The organism is Rheinheimera soli, from assembly GCF_031457405.1.
In the GTDB taxonomy this organism is placed as follows: domain Bacteria; phylum Pseudomonadota; class Gammaproteobacteria; order Enterobacterales; family Alteromonadaceae; genus Pararheinheimera; species Pararheinheimera soli_A.
In genome coordinates, this window is record NZ_JAVDWR010000015.1 from 54,783 (window position 1) to 73,959 (window position 19,177).

19 protein-coding genes and 3 tRNA genes are annotated in these 19,177 nt (G+C 46.7%); 14 read left to right on the forward strand and 8 right to left on the reverse strand.

Annotated features, from left to right (window positions below; translation table 11 throughout):
* Positions 1-6: 6 nt before the first annotated feature.
* The 3 genes from J2W69_RS16490 to lolB form a co-directional block, all read right to left on the reverse strand.
* Positions 7-951 carry a ribose-phosphate pyrophosphokinase gene (locus J2W69_RS16490; RefSeq protein ID WP_040555222.1) on the reverse strand — a complete coding sequence of 315 codons (945 nt, stop codon included), beginning with the start codon at positions 949-951 and terminating at the stop codon, positions 7-9.
* 71 nt (positions 952-1,022) lie between these two features.
* Complete coding sequence (gene ispE / locus J2W69_RS16495; RefSeq protein ID WP_310280582.1) at positions 1,023-1,868, reverse strand: 4-(cytidine 5'-diphospho)-2-C-methyl-D-erythritol kinase; 846 nt, start codon at positions 1,866-1,868, stop codon at positions 1,023-1,025.
* Positions 1,856-2,467, reverse strand: a complete 612-nt coding sequence (lolB, locus tag J2W69_RS16500) for a lipoprotein insertase outer membrane protein LolB (RefSeq protein ID WP_310280584.1) — start codon at positions 2,465-2,467, stop codon at positions 1,856-1,858. The genes ispE and lolB overlap by 13 nt, the downstream gene beginning before the upstream one ends.
* A 100-nt stretch (positions 2,468-2,567) precedes the next feature.
* Between lolB and hemA the strand changes: the two genes are divergently transcribed.
* From hemA to prmC, 3 genes are read left to right on the forward strand one after another with little or no spacing between them, the layout of a single operon-like run.
* A complete protein-coding gene (hemA, locus tag J2W69_RS16505; protein WP_310280587.1) occupies positions 2,568-3,815 on the forward strand; it encodes a glutamyl-tRNA reductase in 1,248 nt (415 codons plus the stop codon).
* 19 nt (positions 3,816-3,834) lie between these two features.
* Entirely contained in the window at positions 3,835-4,926 is a 1,092-nt protein-coding gene (gene prfA, locus J2W69_RS16510; RefSeq protein ID WP_008899598.1) for a peptide chain release factor 1, read from the forward strand.
* The gene (gene prmC / locus J2W69_RS16515) at positions 4,913-5,785 is read left to right on the forward strand and encodes a peptide chain release factor N(5)-glutamine methyltransferase (RefSeq protein WP_310280590.1); all 873 of its coding nucleotides are present in this window, start codon (positions 4,913-4,915) and stop codon (positions 5,783-5,785) included. The genes prfA and prmC overlap by 14 nt, the downstream gene beginning before the upstream one ends.
* 99 nt (positions 5,786-5,884) lie before the next feature.
* On the opposite strand, the gene J2W69_RS16520 is transcribed toward prmC, so the two are convergent.
* Positions 5,885-6,685, reverse strand: a complete 801-nt coding sequence (locus J2W69_RS16520) for a substrate-binding periplasmic protein (protein WP_310280592.1) — start codon at positions 6,683-6,685, stop codon at positions 5,885-5,887.
* Positions 6,686-6,932: 247 nt separating this feature from the next.
* On the opposite strand from J2W69_RS16520, the gene J2W69_RS16525 reads away from it, so the two are divergent.
* The 7 genes from J2W69_RS16525 to J2W69_RS16555 all read left to right on the forward strand — a co-directional run bounded on the left by J2W69_RS16525 (position 6,933) and on the right by J2W69_RS16555 (position 11,173).
* On the forward strand, positions 6,933-8,492 hold the full coding sequence (locus J2W69_RS16525; protein ID WP_310280594.1) for a DUF3369 domain-containing protein: 1,560 nt from the start codon (positions 6,933-6,935) through the stop codon (positions 8,490-8,492).
* Positions 8,493-8,571: 79 nt separating this feature from the next.
* Positions 8,572-8,946 carry a SirB2 family protein gene (locus J2W69_RS16530; RefSeq protein WP_310280596.1) on the forward strand — a complete coding sequence of 125 codons (375 nt, stop codon included), beginning with the start codon at positions 8,572-8,574 and terminating at the stop codon, positions 8,944-8,946.
* Between the two features lie 80 nt (positions 8,947-9,026).
* Entirely contained in the window at positions 9,027-9,812 is a 786-nt protein-coding gene (locus tag J2W69_RS16535) for a tetratricopeptide repeat protein (RefSeq protein ID WP_310280598.1), read from the forward strand.
* 46 nt (positions 9,813-9,858) lie between these two features.
* Positions 9,859-10,710: a 3-deoxy-8-phosphooctulonate synthase gene (gene kdsA / locus J2W69_RS16540; RefSeq protein ID WP_233010775.1), complete on the forward strand. Its 852-nt coding sequence runs from the start codon at positions 9,859-9,861 to the stop codon at positions 10,708-10,710.
* Positions 10,711-10,885: 175 nt separating this feature from the next.
* Positions 10,886-10,961, forward strand: a tRNA-Phe gene (locus tag J2W69_RS16545).
* 50 nt (positions 10,962-11,011) lie between these two features.
* Positions 11,012-11,087, forward strand: a tRNA-Thr gene (locus tag J2W69_RS16550).
* A 10-nt stretch (positions 11,088-11,097) separates the two neighbouring features.
* Positions 11,098-11,173 (forward strand) — tRNA-Phe (locus J2W69_RS16555).
* 101 nt (positions 11,174-11,274) lie between these two features.
* On the opposite strand, the gene J2W69_RS16560 is transcribed toward J2W69_RS16555, so the two are convergent.
* Positions 11,275-11,967 (reverse strand): hypothetical protein, encoded by a 693-nt coding sequence (locus J2W69_RS16560; RefSeq protein WP_310280601.1) that lies wholly within the window; start codon positions 11,965-11,967, stop codon positions 11,275-11,277.
* Between the two features lie 179 nt (positions 11,968-12,146).
* Between J2W69_RS16560 and J2W69_RS16565 the strand changes: the two genes are divergently transcribed.
* Complete coding sequence (locus J2W69_RS16565) at positions 12,147-13,346, forward strand: helix-turn-helix transcriptional regulator (protein WP_310280603.1); 1,200 nt, start codon at positions 12,147-12,149, stop codon at positions 13,344-13,346.
* A 5-nt stretch (positions 13,347-13,351) separates the two neighbouring features.
* Here the strand turns inward: J2W69_RS16565 and hxpB are convergent, their stop codons facing one another.
* On the reverse strand, positions 13,352-14,020 hold the full coding sequence (gene hxpB / locus J2W69_RS16570) for a hexitol phosphatase HxpB (protein ID WP_310280605.1): 669 nt from the start codon (positions 14,018-14,020) through the stop codon (positions 13,352-13,354).
* Between the two features lie 195 nt (positions 14,021-14,215).
* On the opposite strand from hxpB, the gene J2W69_RS16575 reads away from it, so the two are divergent.
* Entirely contained in the window at positions 14,216-16,048 is a 1,833-nt protein-coding gene (locus tag J2W69_RS16575; RefSeq protein ID WP_310280607.1) for a M61 family metallopeptidase, read from the forward strand.
* A gap of 23 nt (positions 16,049-16,071) precedes the next feature.
* On the opposite strand, the gene J2W69_RS16580 is transcribed toward J2W69_RS16575, so the two are convergent.
* On the reverse strand, positions 16,072-17,061 hold the full coding sequence (locus J2W69_RS16580) for an extracellular catalytic domain type 2 short-chain-length polyhydroxyalkanoate depolymerase (RefSeq protein ID WP_310280609.1): 990 nt from the start codon (positions 17,059-17,061) through the stop codon (positions 16,072-16,074).
* A 189-nt stretch (positions 17,062-17,250) separates the two neighbouring features.
* Here J2W69_RS16580 and J2W69_RS16585 point away from each other — a divergent pair, with 189 nt between their 5' ends.
* Positions 17,251-18,024: an MBL fold metallo-hydrolase gene (locus J2W69_RS16585; protein ID WP_473091928.1), complete on the forward strand. Its 774-nt coding sequence runs from the start codon at positions 17,251-17,253 to the stop codon at positions 18,022-18,024.
* 15 nt (positions 18,025-18,039) lie between these two features.
* Entirely contained in the window at positions 18,040-18,564 is a 525-nt protein-coding gene (locus J2W69_RS16590) for a 2-amino-4-hydroxy-6-hydroxymethyldihydropteridine diphosphokinase (RefSeq protein WP_310280613.1), read from the forward strand.
* On the opposite strand, the gene J2W69_RS16595 is transcribed toward J2W69_RS16590, so the two are convergent.
* A complete protein-coding gene (locus tag J2W69_RS16595; RefSeq protein ID WP_310280615.1) occupies positions 18,445-19,137 on the reverse strand; it encodes an SDR family NAD(P)-dependent oxidoreductase in 693 nt (230 codons plus the stop codon). The genes J2W69_RS16590 and J2W69_RS16595 overlap by 120 nt on opposite strands.
* Positions 19,138-19,177: the final 40 nt, after the last annotated feature.

The window sequence follows — 19,177 nt, forward strand, 5'->3', positions numbered from 1 at the left end:
CTGAAATTAATCAAACATCGAAGAGATAGATTCTTCGTTGCTGATACGACGGATACATTCGGCCAGCATATCGCTTAATGTCAGCTGCTTCACTTTGGCGATGGCGCGAATTTCAGCGCTCAGTGGCATAGTGTCGGTGATGATCAGCTCGTCAATCACTGAGTTTCTGATGTTTTCAGCTGCATTGCCAGAGAACACAGGGTGAGTCGCGTAAGCGAATACACGTTTTGCACCTTGTTCTTTTAAGGCTTCAGCGGCTTTGCATAAAGTGCCGCCTGTATCAATCATGTCATCGACAATAATACAGTCGCGATCTTTGACATCACCAATGATATGCATCACCTGAGACACGTTGGCCTTAGGACGACGTTTATCGATAATGGCTAAGTCGGCATCGTTCAACAGCTTGGCGATAGCACGGGCACGTACTACACCACCTATATCCGGAGACACTACCACTGGTGCAACAAATTCACGTTTACGCATATCGTCCAGCAAAATAGGGCTGCCGAATACGTTGTCCACTGGCACGTCGAAGAAACCCTGAATTTGCTCAGCGTGTAAATCTACTGTCAGTACACGGTCCACACCTACGCTGGATAAAAAGTCTGCCACTACTTTAGCAGTAATAGGCACACGGGCAGAACGTACGCGTCTGTCCTGGCGGGCATAACCAAAGTAAGGAATAACTGCAGTAATACGACCGGCAGAAGCGCGGCGTAAGGCGTCTACCATAACAATGAGTTCCATCAGGTTGTCATTGGTTGGCGCACAAGTAGACTGGATAATAAAAACGTCAGATCCCCTGACGTTTTCATTGATTTGCACACTGACTTCACCGTCGCTAAAACGGCCGACTTCGGCATCGCCCAGTTTGATATATAAACGGCTTGCTATCTTCTTGGCGAGTTCTGGTACGGCGTTACCAGCGAATATCTTCATGTCGGGCACGGCAGGATCCTCAGGGCAGTTTATGAGTCCGGTTAATAATACAGCAGGCCTTTTGTGTCGCCTGCTGTGCGTCATACGGCATGTTCCAGTTCAGTCAGGACAGCAGACTGATTGACCCCTTTCGCAACAAAGGCGCGCCACTGTGGCGGCAGTTTTGCAAGGGTTTGACGGGCACTTAATTCATCCTGGAACTCGGCAAACACACTGGCGCCGGTACCTGTCATTCTGGACGGCGCGTATTCTATCAACCAGTTCAGTACCATTGCAACCTCGGGGTATAGCCCTTTAACCAGAGTTTCGCAGTCGTTTTGCCACTCTGAGTCTAGTAGATCTTTGACAGACATGACGGGGGTATTACGGATTAAATCAGTGTGGCTAAAGACTTCAGCTGTGCTGACATGCACATCAGGCGTCACAATAAGGTAATATTTTTGCGGCAAACTAATGGGTTGTAATTTTTCTCCAACCCCTTCAGCAAAGGCTGTTTTTCCGAATACAAAAACAGGAATGTCGGCACCTAAGGTTAAGCCAAGCTCACAAAGCTGTGCGTTCGATAGTTTTAACTGCCACAAATGATTTAATGCCAGCAAAGTGGTGGCTGCATCGGAGGAGCCGCCCCCTAAGCCGCCGCCCATAGGCACTTGTTTATCCAGATAAATTTGAACGCCTGCGTTTTTGTATGCCAAAGGCTGCAATAACTTAGCAGCGCGAACCACCAGATTGCTGTCGTTTTCTATGCTTTTATCTGAACAACTAAAGTTAATTTCACCGTCCCTGGTGAGTGTGAAACTCAGCTGGTCGCCGCAATCAAGCATTTGAAACAAAGTTTGCAGATTGTGGTAACCATCGGCCCTGCGGCCTGTGATATGTAAAAATAAATTCAGTTTGGCCGGAGCTGAGAAGGTTAACGTTGCCATTTACGCACCACCAGCTTAATACGGCTGCCATCGGTTTTAGAATCCAGCTGAATACGTTTTGGCAATGCTAAGGCATCAGGGAAAAACTCGCCATAACTGACTTGCCAGTCCCGTTGCTGGCTGTCTTTTAGCGTAAAACTGGTTAAACGGCCTTGGGCATCCCACTGATGGTTAAAACTTTCTGCGCTTGCCACACCTTTGAGCCAGAGTGGCATTTCTTCGATAGGTAAACTCCAGCCGGATAAATAATCCAGCAGGGCACTGGCTGACTGGGCCTGATGAGTTTCACCGTCGGCTTTAACGGTAGCGCCTCTGGCATCGGTTTCCAGTTCAAAGATACTGATGCCAACAAAGTTGGTCATGCTGGCCTGAAAAAAAGGCCCTTGTTGTTGCCAGTTTAAACTGCCGCTGATGCTTTGTTCCGGTGCTTTTACACCTAAGGCTCCGGTCAAAGTAAACTCCTGCAATTGCTCTAATTGCAGTTGTCTCTGCTGAGCAGATAAGGGGACAATGGGTTTTAGCTGACTGCTGTTGCTGGCACAACCTGTCAAAATCAGGCAGAAAACTACAAAACAACCAGTTTTTATCGCTGCAAACACACTAATTCCTTCTCTACGCTTTTTTTAGTTTGGGCTTTTTCGTACAATTCGCCCTCTTTTGACTAACGACCGTTTTTTTCAAAACCGGCCAAACAGGTGAATGACCATTTTTGCTTTAGGTATTAATCATAAAACTGCACCTGTCTCCTTACGTGAGCAGGTTGCTTTTGCGCCTGAACAAATTTTGGACGCCTTACGGGATCTGACCACAACGACACAAGTGTCTGACGCTGTGATCTTGTCCACCTGTAACAGAACTGAGCTCTATTTTAGCGGCAGCGCTGAGCAATCGAAACAAGTAATTGACTGGCTGAGCAAATTTCATCAGTTGGATTTATCCGAATTGCAGCATCATTTATACCTGCATCAGGATCAGCAGGCCAGCAGTCATTTAATGAGGGTGGCCTGTGGCCTGGATTCGTTAGTGCTGGGTGAACCACAAATTCTCGGTCAGGTGAAGCAGGCCTATAGCCATTCCCGTCAGGCCGGCACTATTAATCCGGCTTTTGAACGCTTGTTTCAAAAGACCTTTTCGGTTGCTAAGCAGGTTCGTACTGAAACAGATATTGGCGCCAGTGCTGTGTCCGTCGCTTTTGCTGCAGTCAGTCTGGCCCGGCAAATCTTTGGTCAGTTAGGCAAAGTTAAAGTGCTGTTGATTGGTGCCGGTGAGACGATAGAGCTGGTGGCGAAACATTTACTGGAGCAGGGCGCGGAAAAAATTACCGTTGCGAACCGCTCTTATGACAAAGCCGCAGCTTTAGCCAGCCAGTTTAACGGCGAAGCAGTGAGTCTCTCACAAGTGCCACAAGCTTTGGCTTATGCCGATGTGGTGATTAGTTCGACCGCCAGTACCTTGCCTATTGTCGGTAAAGGTATGGTGGAACAGGCGCTGAAAAAACGCCGCCATAAACCTATGTTTTTTGTCGATTTAGCTGTGCCACGCGATATTGAAGAACAAGTAGCTGAGCTGGAAGATGCCTATTTGTATACAGTGGACGACTTGCAATCCATAGTGCTGCAAAATTTGCAGAACCGTCAGGAAGCGGCGGCCGAAGCCGAGCACATGATTTTACAGGGCGTCAGCGAGTTCAGCCAGTGGCTGAGTTTGCATGGCCAACTGGACGTGGTGCGCGATTATCGCGAAAAAGGCGAAGCCATACGGGATGAATTGCTGGCCAAAGCAGGTAAACAAATTGCCGCAGGGCAGGACCCGGAAAAAGTATTAGCTGAACTTGCGACTAAACTCAGCAACAGGTTGATGCATGCACCAACCAAGGCGCTGAGGCAGTTACTGCAGGATGAGCAACCTCAACAACAATCTATGATCAACACTTTGTTAGATCTGTAATCAGGTAAAAAGAAACAACATGAAAGAATCGGTGTACCGCAAACTCGAAGCTCTGGTCGAACGTTATGAAGAAGTTCAGGCGTTATTAAGTGACGCTGGCGTAATTTCTGACCAAAGTCGCTTTCGGGAATTGTCCAAAGAGTACAGCCAACTGGAAGAGCTGAGCCAGGCTTTTGGTTCTTATCGTCAGGCGCAGGATGATTTAGCCAGCGCTGAAGACATGATGAAAGACTCAGACCCTGAAATGCGTGATATGGCGCAGGACGAATACAAAGCGGCCAAAGAGCGCATTGAACAGCTGGATCAAGACTTACAAATTCTGTTGTTACCTAAAGATCCTAATGACAGCAACAGCTGCTTCCTTGAAATTCGTGCCGGTGCTGGTGGTGATGAAGCCGCAATTTTTGCTGGCGACGTGTTCCGTATGTATAGCCGTTTTTGTGAACGCAAACGCTGGAAAGTAGAAATTGTCAGTTGCAACGACGGTGAACACGGTGGCTATAAAGAAGTGATCGCCAGCATTCAGGGCGAAGGCGCTTATGGTATTTTGAAATTTGAATCCGGTGGTCACCGCGTACAACGTGTGCCAGCCACTGAATCTCAGGGCAGGGTGCATACTTCAGCCTGTACTGTGGCTATTATGCCGGAAGTACCGGAAAGCGAAGCCATTGAAATTAACCCTGCTGACTTAAAAGTAGATACCTACCGCGCCTCTGGTGCAGGTGGTCAGCACGTCAACAGAACAGACTCTGCCATTCGTATTACTCACTTACCAACAGGTATAGTGGTGGAATGTCAGGACGAGCGTTCGCAGCATAAAAACCGTGCCCGCGCTATGAGTGTGTTGCAATCACGTATTCAGGCCGCTGAAGATGAAAAACGCCGTTTAGTGGAAGAATCCACCCGCCGCTCTTTAGTCGGCAGTGGCGATCGTTCAGAACGTATCCGTACTTACAACTTCCCACAAGGCCGCTTAACGGATCACCGTATTAACCTGACCATCTACCGTTTATTAGATGTGATGGAAGGGGATTTAGACCTGGTGATTGGTCCATTAAGCCATGAACATCAGGCGGACTTGTTAGCTGCTTTGGCTGATGAAAACCGCTAATAATCCAACGTTGACGCAGTGGCTGCAACATGCCGCTGCGTTACTTACTCCTTTGCTTGAAACCGGCCCTGTGCCTGCAGATGCAAAACAGGAAGCACGGCGTATTCTGCTGGAAGTACTGGATATCAACGCCACTACTTTGATGTTGTATCCGGATCGTGAGCTTACAGAACCACAGTTAGTGTTGTTAGAACCAGTGCTGACACGCCGCCTGACCGGCGAGCCTCTGGCCCATATTCTGGGTTACTGGTATTTCTGGGATTTTAAACTTGCTGTTGCGCCCTGTACTTTAATACCAAGACCAGACACCGAATTGTTAGTAGAACAGGCTTTAGCTTTGCCTTTGCCTGCCAACGCCAAAGTACTGGATTTAGGCACTGGCACAGGAGCTATAGCTTTGGCTTTAGCTAAAGAAAAGCCCAACTGGACTGTAACGGCAGTCGATTTAGAACCTGAAGCAGTGGTGTTAGCAAAACAGAATGTTAAGCTTCTAGCCTTAGCCAATTGCCAAATTAAACAAAGTAGCTGGTTTAAAGCTTTAACGGGTCAGCGTTTTGATTTAATAGTCAGTAACCCACCTTATATAGACGCGCAAGATCCGCATTTAGCTTTAGGCGATGTACGTTTTGAACCTGACTCGGCTTTAATAGCACCAGAACAGGGCCTTGCCGATATCCGCCATATTTGCACCCAAGCCCCTCAATTTCTGACTCCATCCGGCTGGTTATGGCTGGAACACGGCTACCAGCAAAGCGACGCTGTGCAGCAGATTTTAACCAACGCTGGTTTTACATCAGTGCAATCGGTCAAAGACTACGGCGACCAATGGCGTATTACTGGTGGTCTGCTTCCCGCGTAGTTTGGGTTTGTCCTTTACCTGAAAATCTGCTGCAGGGCGTGGTTGATCTGTGTTTGCCTTTGATCCAATCCATTGCCAGAAAACGTCAGCGTCCACCTGCTATTGATAATCCCCTCGGGCCAGGCGGTCAAAGTAGGTCTGATAACGCCCGCTTTGTTTAAACTGCTGCAACTGCTGATTAAATAGCGCAGCTAACCGCATACTGTCTGGCATTTTATGGGGGAATAGTAAAAAGCTTTGATTAATGAGCAGGGGTTTGGGGTGATGGCTGATGGCATCGGCCAACCCGGGCAGTTGATGGTTAAGCGTATGGTAGCCCACACTGATTTCTTCAGCAAAAGCATCAATACGGCCAGCCACCAGACGGCGGAAGTTTTGTTCAGTACTGCCTACACGTGACATTTTAAATACTGCCATTTGTAGCGCCTGATCAAAGGCCGGGCCATAGCTGTAACCCAGTCCTCCTCCCAGATGCAGGCCACGTAAGTCAGAAAGCTGTTGCCAGTCGAAAGGGCGTTTTTTCAGATGGAAAAACACAAATTTTTCGCTAAGCACAGGCTCACTGTATAAAAAGTCGCGGGTTCTGTCTTCGCTTTGCATCCACACCGCTGTGGCGGCATATTTGCCATTAGCACTGTCGTGGTAGGCACGGCCCCAGGGTAAAAAGGTAAAACTGACCTGATAACCTGCAGCTGCAAAAATATCGCTGAGCAGATGTGCTACCACACCTTGATGCGGCAAGGATTCGCTCAGAAAGGGTGGCCATTCACCAGCGCTGAGCTGTAAAGGTATTAAGGTACTGCGCTCTCTGGCTTCAGTGGCATGCGCGCTGAGGGGGCGGCCGAACACGAACAGAATAAGATTCAGGCAGACAGCGTAGAACAAGACCGTCTTGAGCATAGTGTATTTCCGTTGTCTGACACTCAAAGTGCTACAGCTGTCGTGGGTTGCGGTTTCTATAGTAATACCGTGGAATCAGTTAATTAGCCAGTTTGCTTTATGGGGTTGGTGTCAACAGTCTTAGGTTTGCTTTGGATCAACTCCAAAATATTTATATTTTCAACGACTTTGCTTTGACCCATCCTTGTTTAACGCATATAAATAAACACAAAGCGATTAAAAGCGCGGCAAGCTAAAGGAGTGTGGCATGGCGAATGATTTTTTGTTTGCTGAGGAACCCGAGGAAGTAGTACATGTTTCCCGAGGCAGTTGGAAAGTATTGATAGTGGACGATGAGCCTGAGGTTCATGCTGTTACTAAGCTGGCATTAAGTGACTTTTCTTTTCAGGGCAAACACCTCGAATTTATCAGCGCTTATTCAGGCCGTGAGGCGAAAGAAATGCTGGCAAAGCATACTGATGCGGCCATAGTGCTTTTGGATGTGGTGATGGAAACTGACGATGCCGGTTTGCTGGTGGCACGTTATATCCGCGAGGAATTGCATAACCATTATGTGCGTATTATTTTGCGTACCGGTCAGCCGGGGCAGGCGCCTGAACGTCAGGTGATCGTTAATTACGATATCAACGACTACAAATCCAAAACTGAGCTGACAGCACAAAAACTCTTTACTGTAGTGATGTCGAGCTTACGCTCCTACCGCGACATTCTGGCCATTGATCATAGCCGCCAGGGCCTTGAAAAAATAATCACCGCCTCTGCAGATTTATTTTCTGCTCATTCGATGGAGCAGTTTATTGATGGCGTACTGCAGCAACTGACCTCTATTTTAGGTTGCAACGACAACGCTTTATTGGTTACCTCATCTCTGGTAGCGGGCACCATTAATGAAGAAGCCGATCCGGAACGTTTAGTGGTATTTGCCGGTTTAGGCCAGTTTGAACATCAGGAAGGTAAACAGATCAGTGATGTGCTGGAACCACCATTGCTGGACGCTTTTCATCAGGCGCTGAACAGTCGCAGCATAGTGTACCGTGATAATTATCTGGTGGCCTATTGCACCAGCAAGTTTACCTCTGGTTCATTGCTTTATGTGTCGGGTTTACCTAACCAGATGACAGACACACAAAAACGTTTAATAGAGCTGTTTTCACAAAATGTGCAAATTGCTTATGAAAATGTGCAACTGCAAAGCGAAATTGAAGACACCCAACGCGAAATTGTGTATCGCTTAAGTGAAGCTGTGGAGCATCGCTCCATCGAAACCGGTAATCATGTCAAACGTGTGGCTTTTATTTGTTACGATCTGGCCAAAGCTTATGGCTTACCTGAAGAAGAAGCCGAAAAGCTGATGTTTGCTTCTCCTTTGCATGATGTCGGCAAAGTAGGTATACCAGATGGCATTTTAAATAAACCAATGAAATTGCATGGGCAGGAATGGGAAGTGATGAAAACCCATGCCAGCATAGGTTATGAAATTTTAAAGAACTCCAAACGCACCATTATTCAGGCGGGCGCAATCATAGCGCAGGACCACCATGAAAAATGGGATGGTTCTGGTTATCCCAATGGTAAAAAGGGCGAAGACATTCATATTTATGGCCGTATTGCCGCTTTAGCTGATGTTTATGATGCATTGCGTCACAGACGCTGTTATAAATCGGCCTGGACTTTGGAGCAGGTGATGGAGAAAATCAGCAGCGAGTCAGGCAAACATTTTGACCCTAAACTGGTCGAAATATTTAAAAGCCGGGTCGACAAACTCGAAGCAATACTGCAAAAATACCCGGACGACGAAGATAAGTAGCAGTGATAGCTGATTTCAGGCCACCTGCGGGTGGCTTTTTATTTCTAATTTTTTAGCAGATTTTGTAGGGATTATTTTTATGTATATGGCACTCAAACATTCTCATATGTTGTTTATCGCGCTCAGCGTCACTTTTTTAGCAGTACGGTTTTTATTAAGTTTAAAATCTCCGGCTTTGCTGCAGAATAAATTTTTAAAGATTGCGCCTCATGTTGTGGATACCTTTTTACTGCTGACGGCTATTGGCCTGATGCTGACTATTCAGCAATACCCTTTTCAGACGCCATGGCTGACCGATAAACTTTTTGGTTTATTTGCTTATATTGGTTTAGCTGTAATGGCGTTAAAAGGCCGCACTCTGCTGATGCGTTGGGTTGGTTTTTTAGGTGCTTTAAGCTGGCTGGCGCTGGTGGGCAAAGTAGCTATTACTAAAACCCCTGTGTTATTTGGCTAAGGGCGCTTTTGCTCAAAACAGCCTTATTTTTATTTAAGTATGCTTTTTGTGATGTGCTTTTTTGTTGTATTGGGTAGTCAATGAAGTCTGAGTTAAAACAGCAGGGTCAGGCCCTGCTTGAGTTATTGTTAGCCATTGAACAGCAGTGGACAGATGCTGAACAAATCCAGCAGGCAAAAGAAAGCTGGTTTGCTATGGCACCAGCTCAGGCGGAAAAAACGCTGACAATGAATGCGTTAGCCCGCCACGTGGACAGTTTTTACCGGGAAGCTTTTTTTACCCCTCCAATAAAACCTTTGCTGATTGAAGAGATGCATCAGCCCACATTGCTTAGCTATGCCATTAACCAGCGTGAAGCCGACCCGCTGGTGTTGATCCTGCTGCTGTTATGCTGGTTGCAACAAGCTGGCTTTCAAAGCGATATAGTGCGTTACAAAGGCGAATATTTAGTACAGGTGCGTTTATCCAAAGCGGAAAAGGTGTGGATCGATCCCTATACCGGCGCCTGGCAATGTTTGTTAAGCCCTGAAAATGGTCTGGCATTGAGTATTACTCAGGAGCTGGCGACACAGTCTGTCGATTTTCCGACCTTTTGTGCCGGGCTATGGCAGCTACAAAAACAGCTGTTGCTGGCTTTAGGTAAACGTGAACAGGCTATGGCTGTGGTGCAGCATTTATTGGACCAAAAGCCGGGTGACCCTTATTTGCATCGCGAGCGGGGGTTATTGTCTGAGCTGTTGGATCACTGGTCTTTGGCGATTAGCGATTATCAGTATTTTGTTGATCAAAAACCGGATGACCCGTCCAACGATCATATGAAACAACAAATCCGCCAGCTAGCCTCCTACCCACAGTGGCTGCATTAAGAGTATCATTGCCGCAGTATCCGGTATTTTGTCTGAGGAATTGAAAGTGACGAATCAACATACAATTCAGGTTGGCGCTATTGAAGTCGCCAATAACAAACCTTTTGTGCTCTTTGGTGGCATGAACGTTTTAGAGTCGCGTGATTTAGCCATGCAAGTGGCGGAATACTACGTCAAAGTCACAGAAAAGCTCGGCATTCCTTATGTCTTTAAAGCCTCCTTTGACAAAGCCAACCGCTCTTCTGTGCATTCCTACCGTGGCCCTGGCATGGAAGAAGGCTTAAAAATTTTTGAAGAAATTAAAAAAACCTTTAACGTGCCGCTGATCACCGATGTACACGAACCTTATCAGGCTGCCATAGTGGCTGAAGTGGTAGATGTGATTCAGTTACCGGCCTTTTTAGCCCGCCAAACCGATTTGGTTATTGCTATGGCACAAACTGGTGCTGTGATTAACGTGAAAAAACCACAGTTCTTAGCGCCTCATGAAATGCGTCATATCATCACCAAGTTTCAGGAAGCGGGTAACGATAAAATTATCCTCTGTGAACGTGGCTCCAGCTTTGGTTATAACAACCTGGTGGTCGACATGCTGGGCATGGACGACATGAAGCAATACGCGCCTGTGATTTTTGATGCCACTCATGCGTTGCAGCGTCCGGGTGGCCGTGCTGATTCAGCCGATGGCCGCCGTGCTCAGGCTGCTCAGTTAGCCCGTTCTGGTATGGCCTTGGGTTTAGCTGGCTTGTTTATCGAAGCGCATCCGAATCCAAATGAAGCCAAATGTGACGGCCCTTGTGCTTTACCACTGAATAAACTGGAAGCTTACCTGCAGCAAATGAAAGAATTGGATCAGTTAGTCAAATCTTTTGCGCCTTTGGATACTTCAGCAAATTAAAAAACCGTAGGGGGCGGGTCTTGTACCCGCCCGTCTCAAATTCCAAACAAATGCCGCAATTTCAAGTAAGAAAGGGATGAAAAACATCCGCTTTGCTCAAGTATTAAGCTAACAATTCAGGCAACTAAAAAATAAGTTGACTTGGGTTGCCGAAATCCGTTTAATACCCCCCGTTGCCCAGATAGCTCAGTCGGTAGAGCAGCGGATTGAAAATCCGCGTGTCCGTGGTTCGATTCCGCGTCTGGGCACCATAACTTTTTGTGATGTGGTTGCTTTGTAATCCTGTCACCCGGTTTAGGTTGCCGCTTTAGCTCAGTTGGTAGAGCAACTGACTTGTAATCAGTAGGTCATCCGTTCGACTCGGATAAGCGGCACCATTCACCTTTTGCCCAGATAGCTCAGTCGGTAGAGCAGCGGATTGAAAATCCGCGTGTCGGTGGTTCGATTCCGCCTCTGGGCACCATAAAAAACAAAAAGCCCGTCCTTGTGACGGGCTTTTTGTTTTCTGTTATTCAAAGGCTAGAGCTTGGTTACAAATTTACTGCTGTCAGATTTACTCTACTCCTAGGTGATCTCCTGTTGGCTTTGACGCAATAACACAACCCCAAACCATAGCTGCCACACCAGTTGAGACAAGCCAAAAGCTTCTTTCAGGTAAGGTTGGGTATGAAAGACAGTCAGTATGGCAAAGCTACCTGTGAGCAGACCAAGCCCATGTAGTTTTGCCCTTTGTGGTTGTTGCTGTAATCCAGCCAGGCTGAACAGCAGTATCCACAGACCACCCACCAATTCAATACCGCCGCCCAGAGCATTGGTCAATAGTCCCATGACATGAAATAGTGTCACTGCAAGCATTGGATCTGTATCGATCAGATGGATAGAGCGATGAAGCCCAAGCAGGGCTATCATGCCGGAAGCCATCATCAAAACCACCCAAACCTTGCCAAACAACCCAGAGACTTGCACCAAGGCTGATCGCGGCTGAGGCATCTGCTGGGGGATAGCAATCACCATCACGGCCAGTAAAAAACCAAACAGCAAATAACCTATGGCATAACCTGCCGCTACCAAAAACTGATGTTGGTTTATGTATTGAATTTTCTGTAAAGGTTCTGCTTGTTCAGGTTGAGATAAAACCACAAAAAAGATCAGTGCCACTGTGAAGTAACACAAAGCCATGCCTATGGAGGCTAAACCCCCGCAGCGTTGTAAAGTGAAAAAGGATGCTGAATTGGATGTGCCTTGATAAAAGGACATAATGACTCCTGAAAAAAACTGAATTAATGTGGTAAGGGTTCGCATAAAATCTTATGCAAAGCTGAAGCTTATGTCGTCCGCGACTATAAGCGCGGACAGTTTTTTATGCCGCAGTTAGCTGTTATTACTTAGACTGATGGGGTTCTTCATCGCAAATGATAAGGTAGGGAAGTCTGTTGATGCTTGAGTTGGTTTTTGCCGCTATGGCCTTGGGTATTGTGCTGCTGCTTGTGCCTTACTTTTGCTTGCAACTGCAGCAGACTAAGCAGATGATACCGCTTGCCATAGTGCTTTTGTCATTGGCCTTTATTGCCACTGGGCCTGTGGTTTTTACCCTGTGGCCTTCATTGGTTTTTGCGTACATTGCGCTGATGCCATTGGCTTTCTTTGCTCTGAATCCTGCCTTGTGGTTTTACATCAAAGCTTTAACTGCAGAGCAGCCCTGGCGCTTCACAGGTGCAGATGGCTGGCATATTTTACCTTTGGTTTTTGCCGGGGTACTGGCGGTGCTGATCCAGAGCTTGTCTTATGAACAACAGCAGTTGTTATTTTTTTCTGAGGCGTCAGATGTGGCTGGTTACACTTTGCTGGTTGCTATCGTATTTCTAGTGGCTGTGTTGTTATGGTTGGGGCAAAGTTGTTTTTACCTCTGGCTGATGCTCAGTAAGGTCAGAAGTTACAGACGAAAGCTGCGGCAGGTGTTTGCCGAAGACAGTGGCAAACGCTTGGCATGGCTGGAAATGCTGGTGTTGTTGCTGCTGTTCAGCTGGAGTTATGCAGTGCTGAACCTGATGCTGGCTGAGCGCTTGAATTCTGTCTGGTTATCAGATGCAGCGGTGCTGTTTTGCTTGTTACTTACGGTCTGGTTAGTCGCCTGGTGTGGTTTAACGCAGCAACCGGGTTTTAGTGAAACCTATAAGCTACAGACAGCTTCCACTGAAGCTGAAGAGTTAAAGCCTGATCAAACTGAAACGACAGATGCAGCGCATAGCACCACAAAATACCAACGCTCAGCCTTGGGCGAGCAACAGTCTGCACGTATTGCCGCCAAGCTTCAGGAAGCTATGCAGTCTGAGTTGTTGTATCTGGATGACACACTGACCTTATATAAGTTGGCCGAACATCTTGCTGTACCAGCACACTATTTATCCCAGACGTTAAATCAACAGCTGCAGCTATCGTTTTTTGAGTATGTGAATCAGGCTCGCGTGGAGGCAGCAAAACTCCAACTCAGGCAAAGCGATGCCTCTGTGCTTGCTATTGCGATGTCTGTAGGCTTTAATGCCCGCTCGTCTTTTTACAAGGCGTTTAAAGCCAGTACAGGCCAAAGTCCGGCGCAGTTCAGAGCCGCCCATCGTCAAGACAAGCAGCTGTTATAAGCCCGTTAGCTTTGCCTGAACCCCCAGGACTGAAAATGTGCTGGTTGTATTTCGCTAAAGCAGGTTAAGCGACTTTCGGCCTGATCGTATTCAGTCCTGTGCCAGTGGTGTTCGGCCGGCAGGGCTACTACTTTCATGCCTGCCGCTTTGGCTGCGGTTAAACCTGTGACTGAGTCTTCAAACACCAGGCAATGTTCTGAAGCCACGCCCAGTTTGCTGGCAGCCAGATGATAAATTTCAGGTTTGGGTTTGCCTTGTGTCACCAGTTCAATAGAGCAAAGTGCCTGAAAGTAAGAGCGGATTTGTAATTTATCCAGCACTGTATTCATTAATGAGGCAGGGGAGTTGGTGGCAAGTGCTACCGGAATTTGCCAGCTTTGCAGTTGTTGCAACAGCTCCACTACACCTTTTTTCACCACTCCACGTTCAAGCACAGCCAAAGCCACATAATCAATAACGGCTTGTTCGGTTTGTTCAATGGTTAAATCCTGCCAGGGCGAATGCTTAAACCAAAGTTCGGTAACAGCTCTGGTGGTCATACCGCTGGTTTGTGACGTAATAGCCGGATCCAGTGTTACGCCAAGTTGACGAAACACATGCTGCTCTGCTTCAGCCCAATAAGGTTCAGAATCTATCAGTACCCCATCCATATCAAAAATAACTGCCTGAACCACCTGACTGCTCCCTCTTTTTGCTGTCTCTGGTTTTATTATTCAACAGCAGACGGTTCTGCACCACAGCTTTATCCGCTTTCGCAGGCTAAATTCTGTGCCTGGCTTTATTTTTGCGATGAAGTGCAAAAAACCAGATTGGAGTCTGAGGGCAATTGTTTTATGGTAAAGCGTCACTTTTAAAAAAAGGATCTTGTAGTGCGCCTGTCTTTTGTCTTGTCTTCGGTATTTTTGTGCAGTTTCAGCCTGTTGGCTGCAGAAACCTTAGTAAAACCCGCAGTGAGCTATCAGTTATCATTTGATAATGCGGCGCATCATGAAGCCGCCATTCAGGCGAGGTTTGACGCTGTCAGTTCTGCCAATCTGTTGCTGAGTATGAGTAGCGCCTCCCCTGGTCGTTATGCTGCTCATGCTTTTGCCAAAAATATCTACGATTTAAAAGCCACAGACAGTACAGGCAAAGCATTACCGCTGCGGCGCATCAGCCCAGGTCAGTGGTCTGTAAGCCAGCATGATGGCACTGTGATTGTGAACTACCGGCTTTATGGCGACAGAGCCGATGGCACTTACAACCAAATAGACCGTTCTCATGCCCATTTAAATATGCCTGCTACCTTGTTGTTTTCGAATGACTATGCAACTTTGCCATCGTCCTTAAGGTTCGACTTGCCCGATCCACGTTGGAAAATAGCAACTCAGCTGCAATTACAGAACGACGGTAGTTACACAGCGCCAGACCTGCAGTATCTGATGGATAGTCCGGTTGAATTAAGTGCTTTTAGCAGCCGTAGCTGGCAAGTCGCGGATCATCAGTCTGAAGCCACTATTCATCTGGTTATGCATCATCAGGGCACAGAGCAACAACTCGATATCTTCACTGAAAAAGCCAAAGCTGTAGTGGCAGAGCAACAAAAGATTTTTGGTGAATACCCCAGGTTTGATTATGGCCAGTACGTCTTTATTGCTGATTATCTGCCTTATGTAGATGGTGACGGTATGGAGCATCGCAACTCCACTATTCTGACCGATGAGCGTTCATTGCTGGAAGCAAACTACGCTCAGATCGAAACCTTGTCGCACGAGTTTTTTCATGCCTGGAATGTAGAGCGGTTGCGTCCGGCCGATTTAGAACCTTTTGATTTTCAGCGCGCCAATATGAGCCGCAACTTATGGTTTGCCGAAGGAGTGACTAACTACTACGGCAAACTAACCTTAAGCCGCACTGGTCATTTTGATTTAGCAACTTATCTGGAGAAAACAGTAGCTGCACTGAACAGAGTGCAACTATCACCAGGCCGGCAGTTTTTCGCGGCAACTGGTATGAGTGAGCTGGCACCTTTTGTTGATGCTGCTGTATCTGTGGATCCAACTAACTATGCCAATAGTTTTATCTCTTATTACACCTATGGCGAGGTATTGGGTCTGGCGCTGGATTTAACCTTGCGTACTGAGTTTGAAGGACTGAACCTTGATTTGCTGATGCGAAAGTTATGGCAGGACTTTGGTAAAACCGGCCGCTTTTACACTGAGCAGGATTTACAGCAGGCTTTGGCCACACTGACGGCCAATCCGGATTTCGCCAAAAGCTTTTTCGACAGCTATATCAACGGGAACAACGGGCAGCAATTGCCTGATTTCAAAACTTTATTTGCCGCTATGGGGTTGCAGTTAGCGCCAGCTCAACCCAAGCAGGCTTTTTTAACTGCAGCCACTTTGCTTGAGCAGGACAAGCAACTCAAAGTCGACAGCAATACACTGATAGGTACGCCTTTGTATCAGGCTGGTGTAGACAAAGGAGATATGTTGTTAAAGCTGGGACGGTATAAATTAAGTTCTAAAGCCCAGTGGGACAAAGCTTTATCCTATTACAAAGTGGGGGATACAGCAGAGCTGAGTTTTAGCAGCCGGGGTAAAAATTACAGCACTCAAGTTACCTTTAGCGCTGATCCACGCTGGGCTTTAACAGAAAACAAAAAGGCGACAGCAGCGCAGTTAGCAAAAAGGGCTTTATGGTTAAAAGCCCGGCTTTGAGGTTGGATTTGATGTCGCTCAATTCATTGAGCTAAAAATTGGGCCATTTTCACCACAGCCTGAATTTGCTGACCTTTGCGGTTGGCATAATTGGCATCTGTATAACCCCACCAGTCCCAACAGGCTTGTGGGTTCATTGGCATCAGGTTTGATGTGCGGCTTTGTGGATACAGCACCACTATGTTGTTGCTGTCGGCATAGCGGTTAAAGCCCGCTTTTTCAACATAAGCCATGCCCACAGCATCCGCATGCTGGTTGCAGCCATGAAAACTGATATGCAAAGTACAGCTTTGGCCTTGCTCACAGCTTTTGGGCACATAGACAAAACCCTGTTCAGCCATAGTATCAGCCAGGTCGCCCGCTATTTTTTGCTGTTCAATTGGGTAAACAGTGCCGCTGCTGTTTTCGGCAGGGGCTTTTAAACCGGGCTGAATAAACTTCAGCGCTTCCCCTGCTGCATCATAATTACATTGGCCTAAAAACGGCGCTTCGGAGCTGTCACAAGCACTGCCTTCGTTTAAGGTTGGCATATGATGAGCAAAAATTTTATCCTGCACATAATGCAATTGCTCTGCCGGTAACCACTCTTGGTACTGCAGGTACAGAGCATCAGCCACTTCTTTGGTCACTTTTTGATCTGCAGTGCCATGTAATAACCAGATTTTACTTTGTTTAATTTCTGCTTCAGACGCCAGCAGTCCTTGGGCTGACCAGTCTTTTAGCTGTTTATTAATCTCAGCCAAAGGGATAGGGCTGGCTACTTTGTTGATACAGTGATCCAGCGCATTCATTAAATTATTCTGTGCACAATACACAGGGCCGGCAGCCACTATAGCTGCACCTTTGACCCAATCGGCATGCGAAAGCTGAAACTGGGCTGCCATATAACCACCACTGGATAAACCCGATACTGTGGTTTGGTCTACATTCAGCTTTAATGGCGGTAAAGTGGCAGAAGCTGCGCTGCTCAGCGCAAAAGCGAAAGAGGAGATCACAAAAGGCAAGGTTTTCATCTGAACTGTCCTTTTAAAGGCTAAAACTTGATGGATAACATTCTGATTGCTTTAGGCTGATGCCGCTATAGCACTAAGGTACAGTAAGTGATCAGAACTGCTTTGGTAAAAAAGATCCGCTAAAGCAGTGATACAATCTGTGGCAAAAGCCGTACTATAAGAGCACTTCGCTTTGGGTAGAAATAAATGATGTTGTCCAACTGCAATGAACTGTTAATTCTCGGCTGTGGCCATTCAGGATCCGATACTTTGTTTAATAACAATGCGTTGGTCAGCAACTCTGACGGAAATTTGCTGATTGACTGTGGTTACACTATCAAACCTGCTTTGTTGGCTCAGGGTTTAAAGTTACAGGATATTGATGCAGTATTTATTACTCATGTGCATGCCGATCATGTGTTTGGCCTGGAGCGGCTGGCGAATGAAGGCCGCTACAAATACCATAAAAAAGCCCGGCTGATTTTGCATCATGAGTTGTATGACGAGTTATGGCATCAGTGTTTAAAAGGTGTGCTGGCAAAAAATGGTGAAGGCGAAAATGAGCTTGCTGACTATTTTGAGCTGGTGCTGTTATACAAAGAAGAGTTCGAGCTTTTTGGTAACCTTTATCAGCTGCACAGAGTGTCTCATACACCGGGAAAAGTGTGTTTTGGCGTGATGATTAACCACAGTGTTTTTTATTCCGGCGACACTGCGGCTATTCCGCAACTTCTGCTGCAGTTAAAACCGGATCTGATTTTTCATGATGTGACCTTAACGGACTACAATCCTGTGCATGCTTCGGTGCATTCGCTGCTGAGTTTGTATCCGCCTGAGCTTTGTAAAAAAACCTATTTAATGAGTTATGAAGATCACTGGCCAGAGTATCGGCAGATGGTCGAACAACACTTTGCCGGTTTTGCTCAACAGGGGCAGCGCGTGGTGTTAAGCAGAGAATATCAAACGGATACAGCACCAGGCTGAATAACAAGGAAGTTTATGTATTATGTGATTTCGATAGGTTCAAATATTCAGCCTGAACAGCATGTTGCAGCAGCCGTCAGTGCTCTGACCAAAATCTTTGGTTCGATCTACATTTACCAGCGGGTTTATACCCAGGCTGAACTGGTGGAATCTAATCATGTCTTTATCAATTCAGTGCTGGTGCTGCGCTCAGTATTACCAGCAGCCCAATTAAAAGCAGAGCTCTGCCGTGTTGAAGAATTGCTTGGACGGGACAGAAGCGATCCACGACGTAGTGTCAAAGATCGCAGCTGTGATCTGGATATTATCTGGCATCAACAAGTATGGTCAGAAGTATGGCAAACTGAACTGACAGAATCCTATATTCAGCAGGTATTTGATCCCGCCAGCAAACAGGCGCCTATTCAGTTGGGCTGTCAGTTATTTTCCGAGCGACCTGCCGCCATCTATTTTCAGGCTGAGGCCGGTGACAAATTTATTATCGATCAAAAACCGGACGCCCTGATAAATTGGCTCGAAGCCGGCTTCTTCTGCAATTAAGGTTTGTTGCATCACTTGCTGTTTTTCGCTGTTGCTGTGCTCTGGCAAAAACATGATAGGGCCAGGCTGAATGCTATTCACCCTTATCTGTGGTGCATAGGCTTTGGCTGCCGACTTCATTAAATTCTCCAGCCCGGCTTTGGTGCTGCAATACAATGAAAAAGCCGGATTAGGGTTTTCGCTGTAAATATCCGTGATATGCACAATCAAACCACTGCCCTGAGTTGTGGCGATTTGTGCTGCTAAGTGTTGGTTCAGCAGTGCTGGCAGTTGCATATGTACGGCAAATAACGCCTGATAAAAATCTATGCTGTCATGAGCATGTAACTCGTCTTTTTCAAACAAAGAGGCGTTATGGATCAACAGATCTATGCTGCCGTTTTGTTGTAATTGACGAATAGCGGACATCACTGAATCGGCCGACTGATAATCTACAACTATTTGAGTAAGATACTGCTGAGCTGGGTTTAATTGCCTGGTGAGGCCAAACACCTGATAACCTTCTGCACTAAGCTTTTCTGCCAGATAAGCACCAAGGCGGCGACTTGTTCCTGTGATTACTGCTGTTTTCATGACCCAACTCCATCAATCTGTCTGCTGCTTTATACGCTGT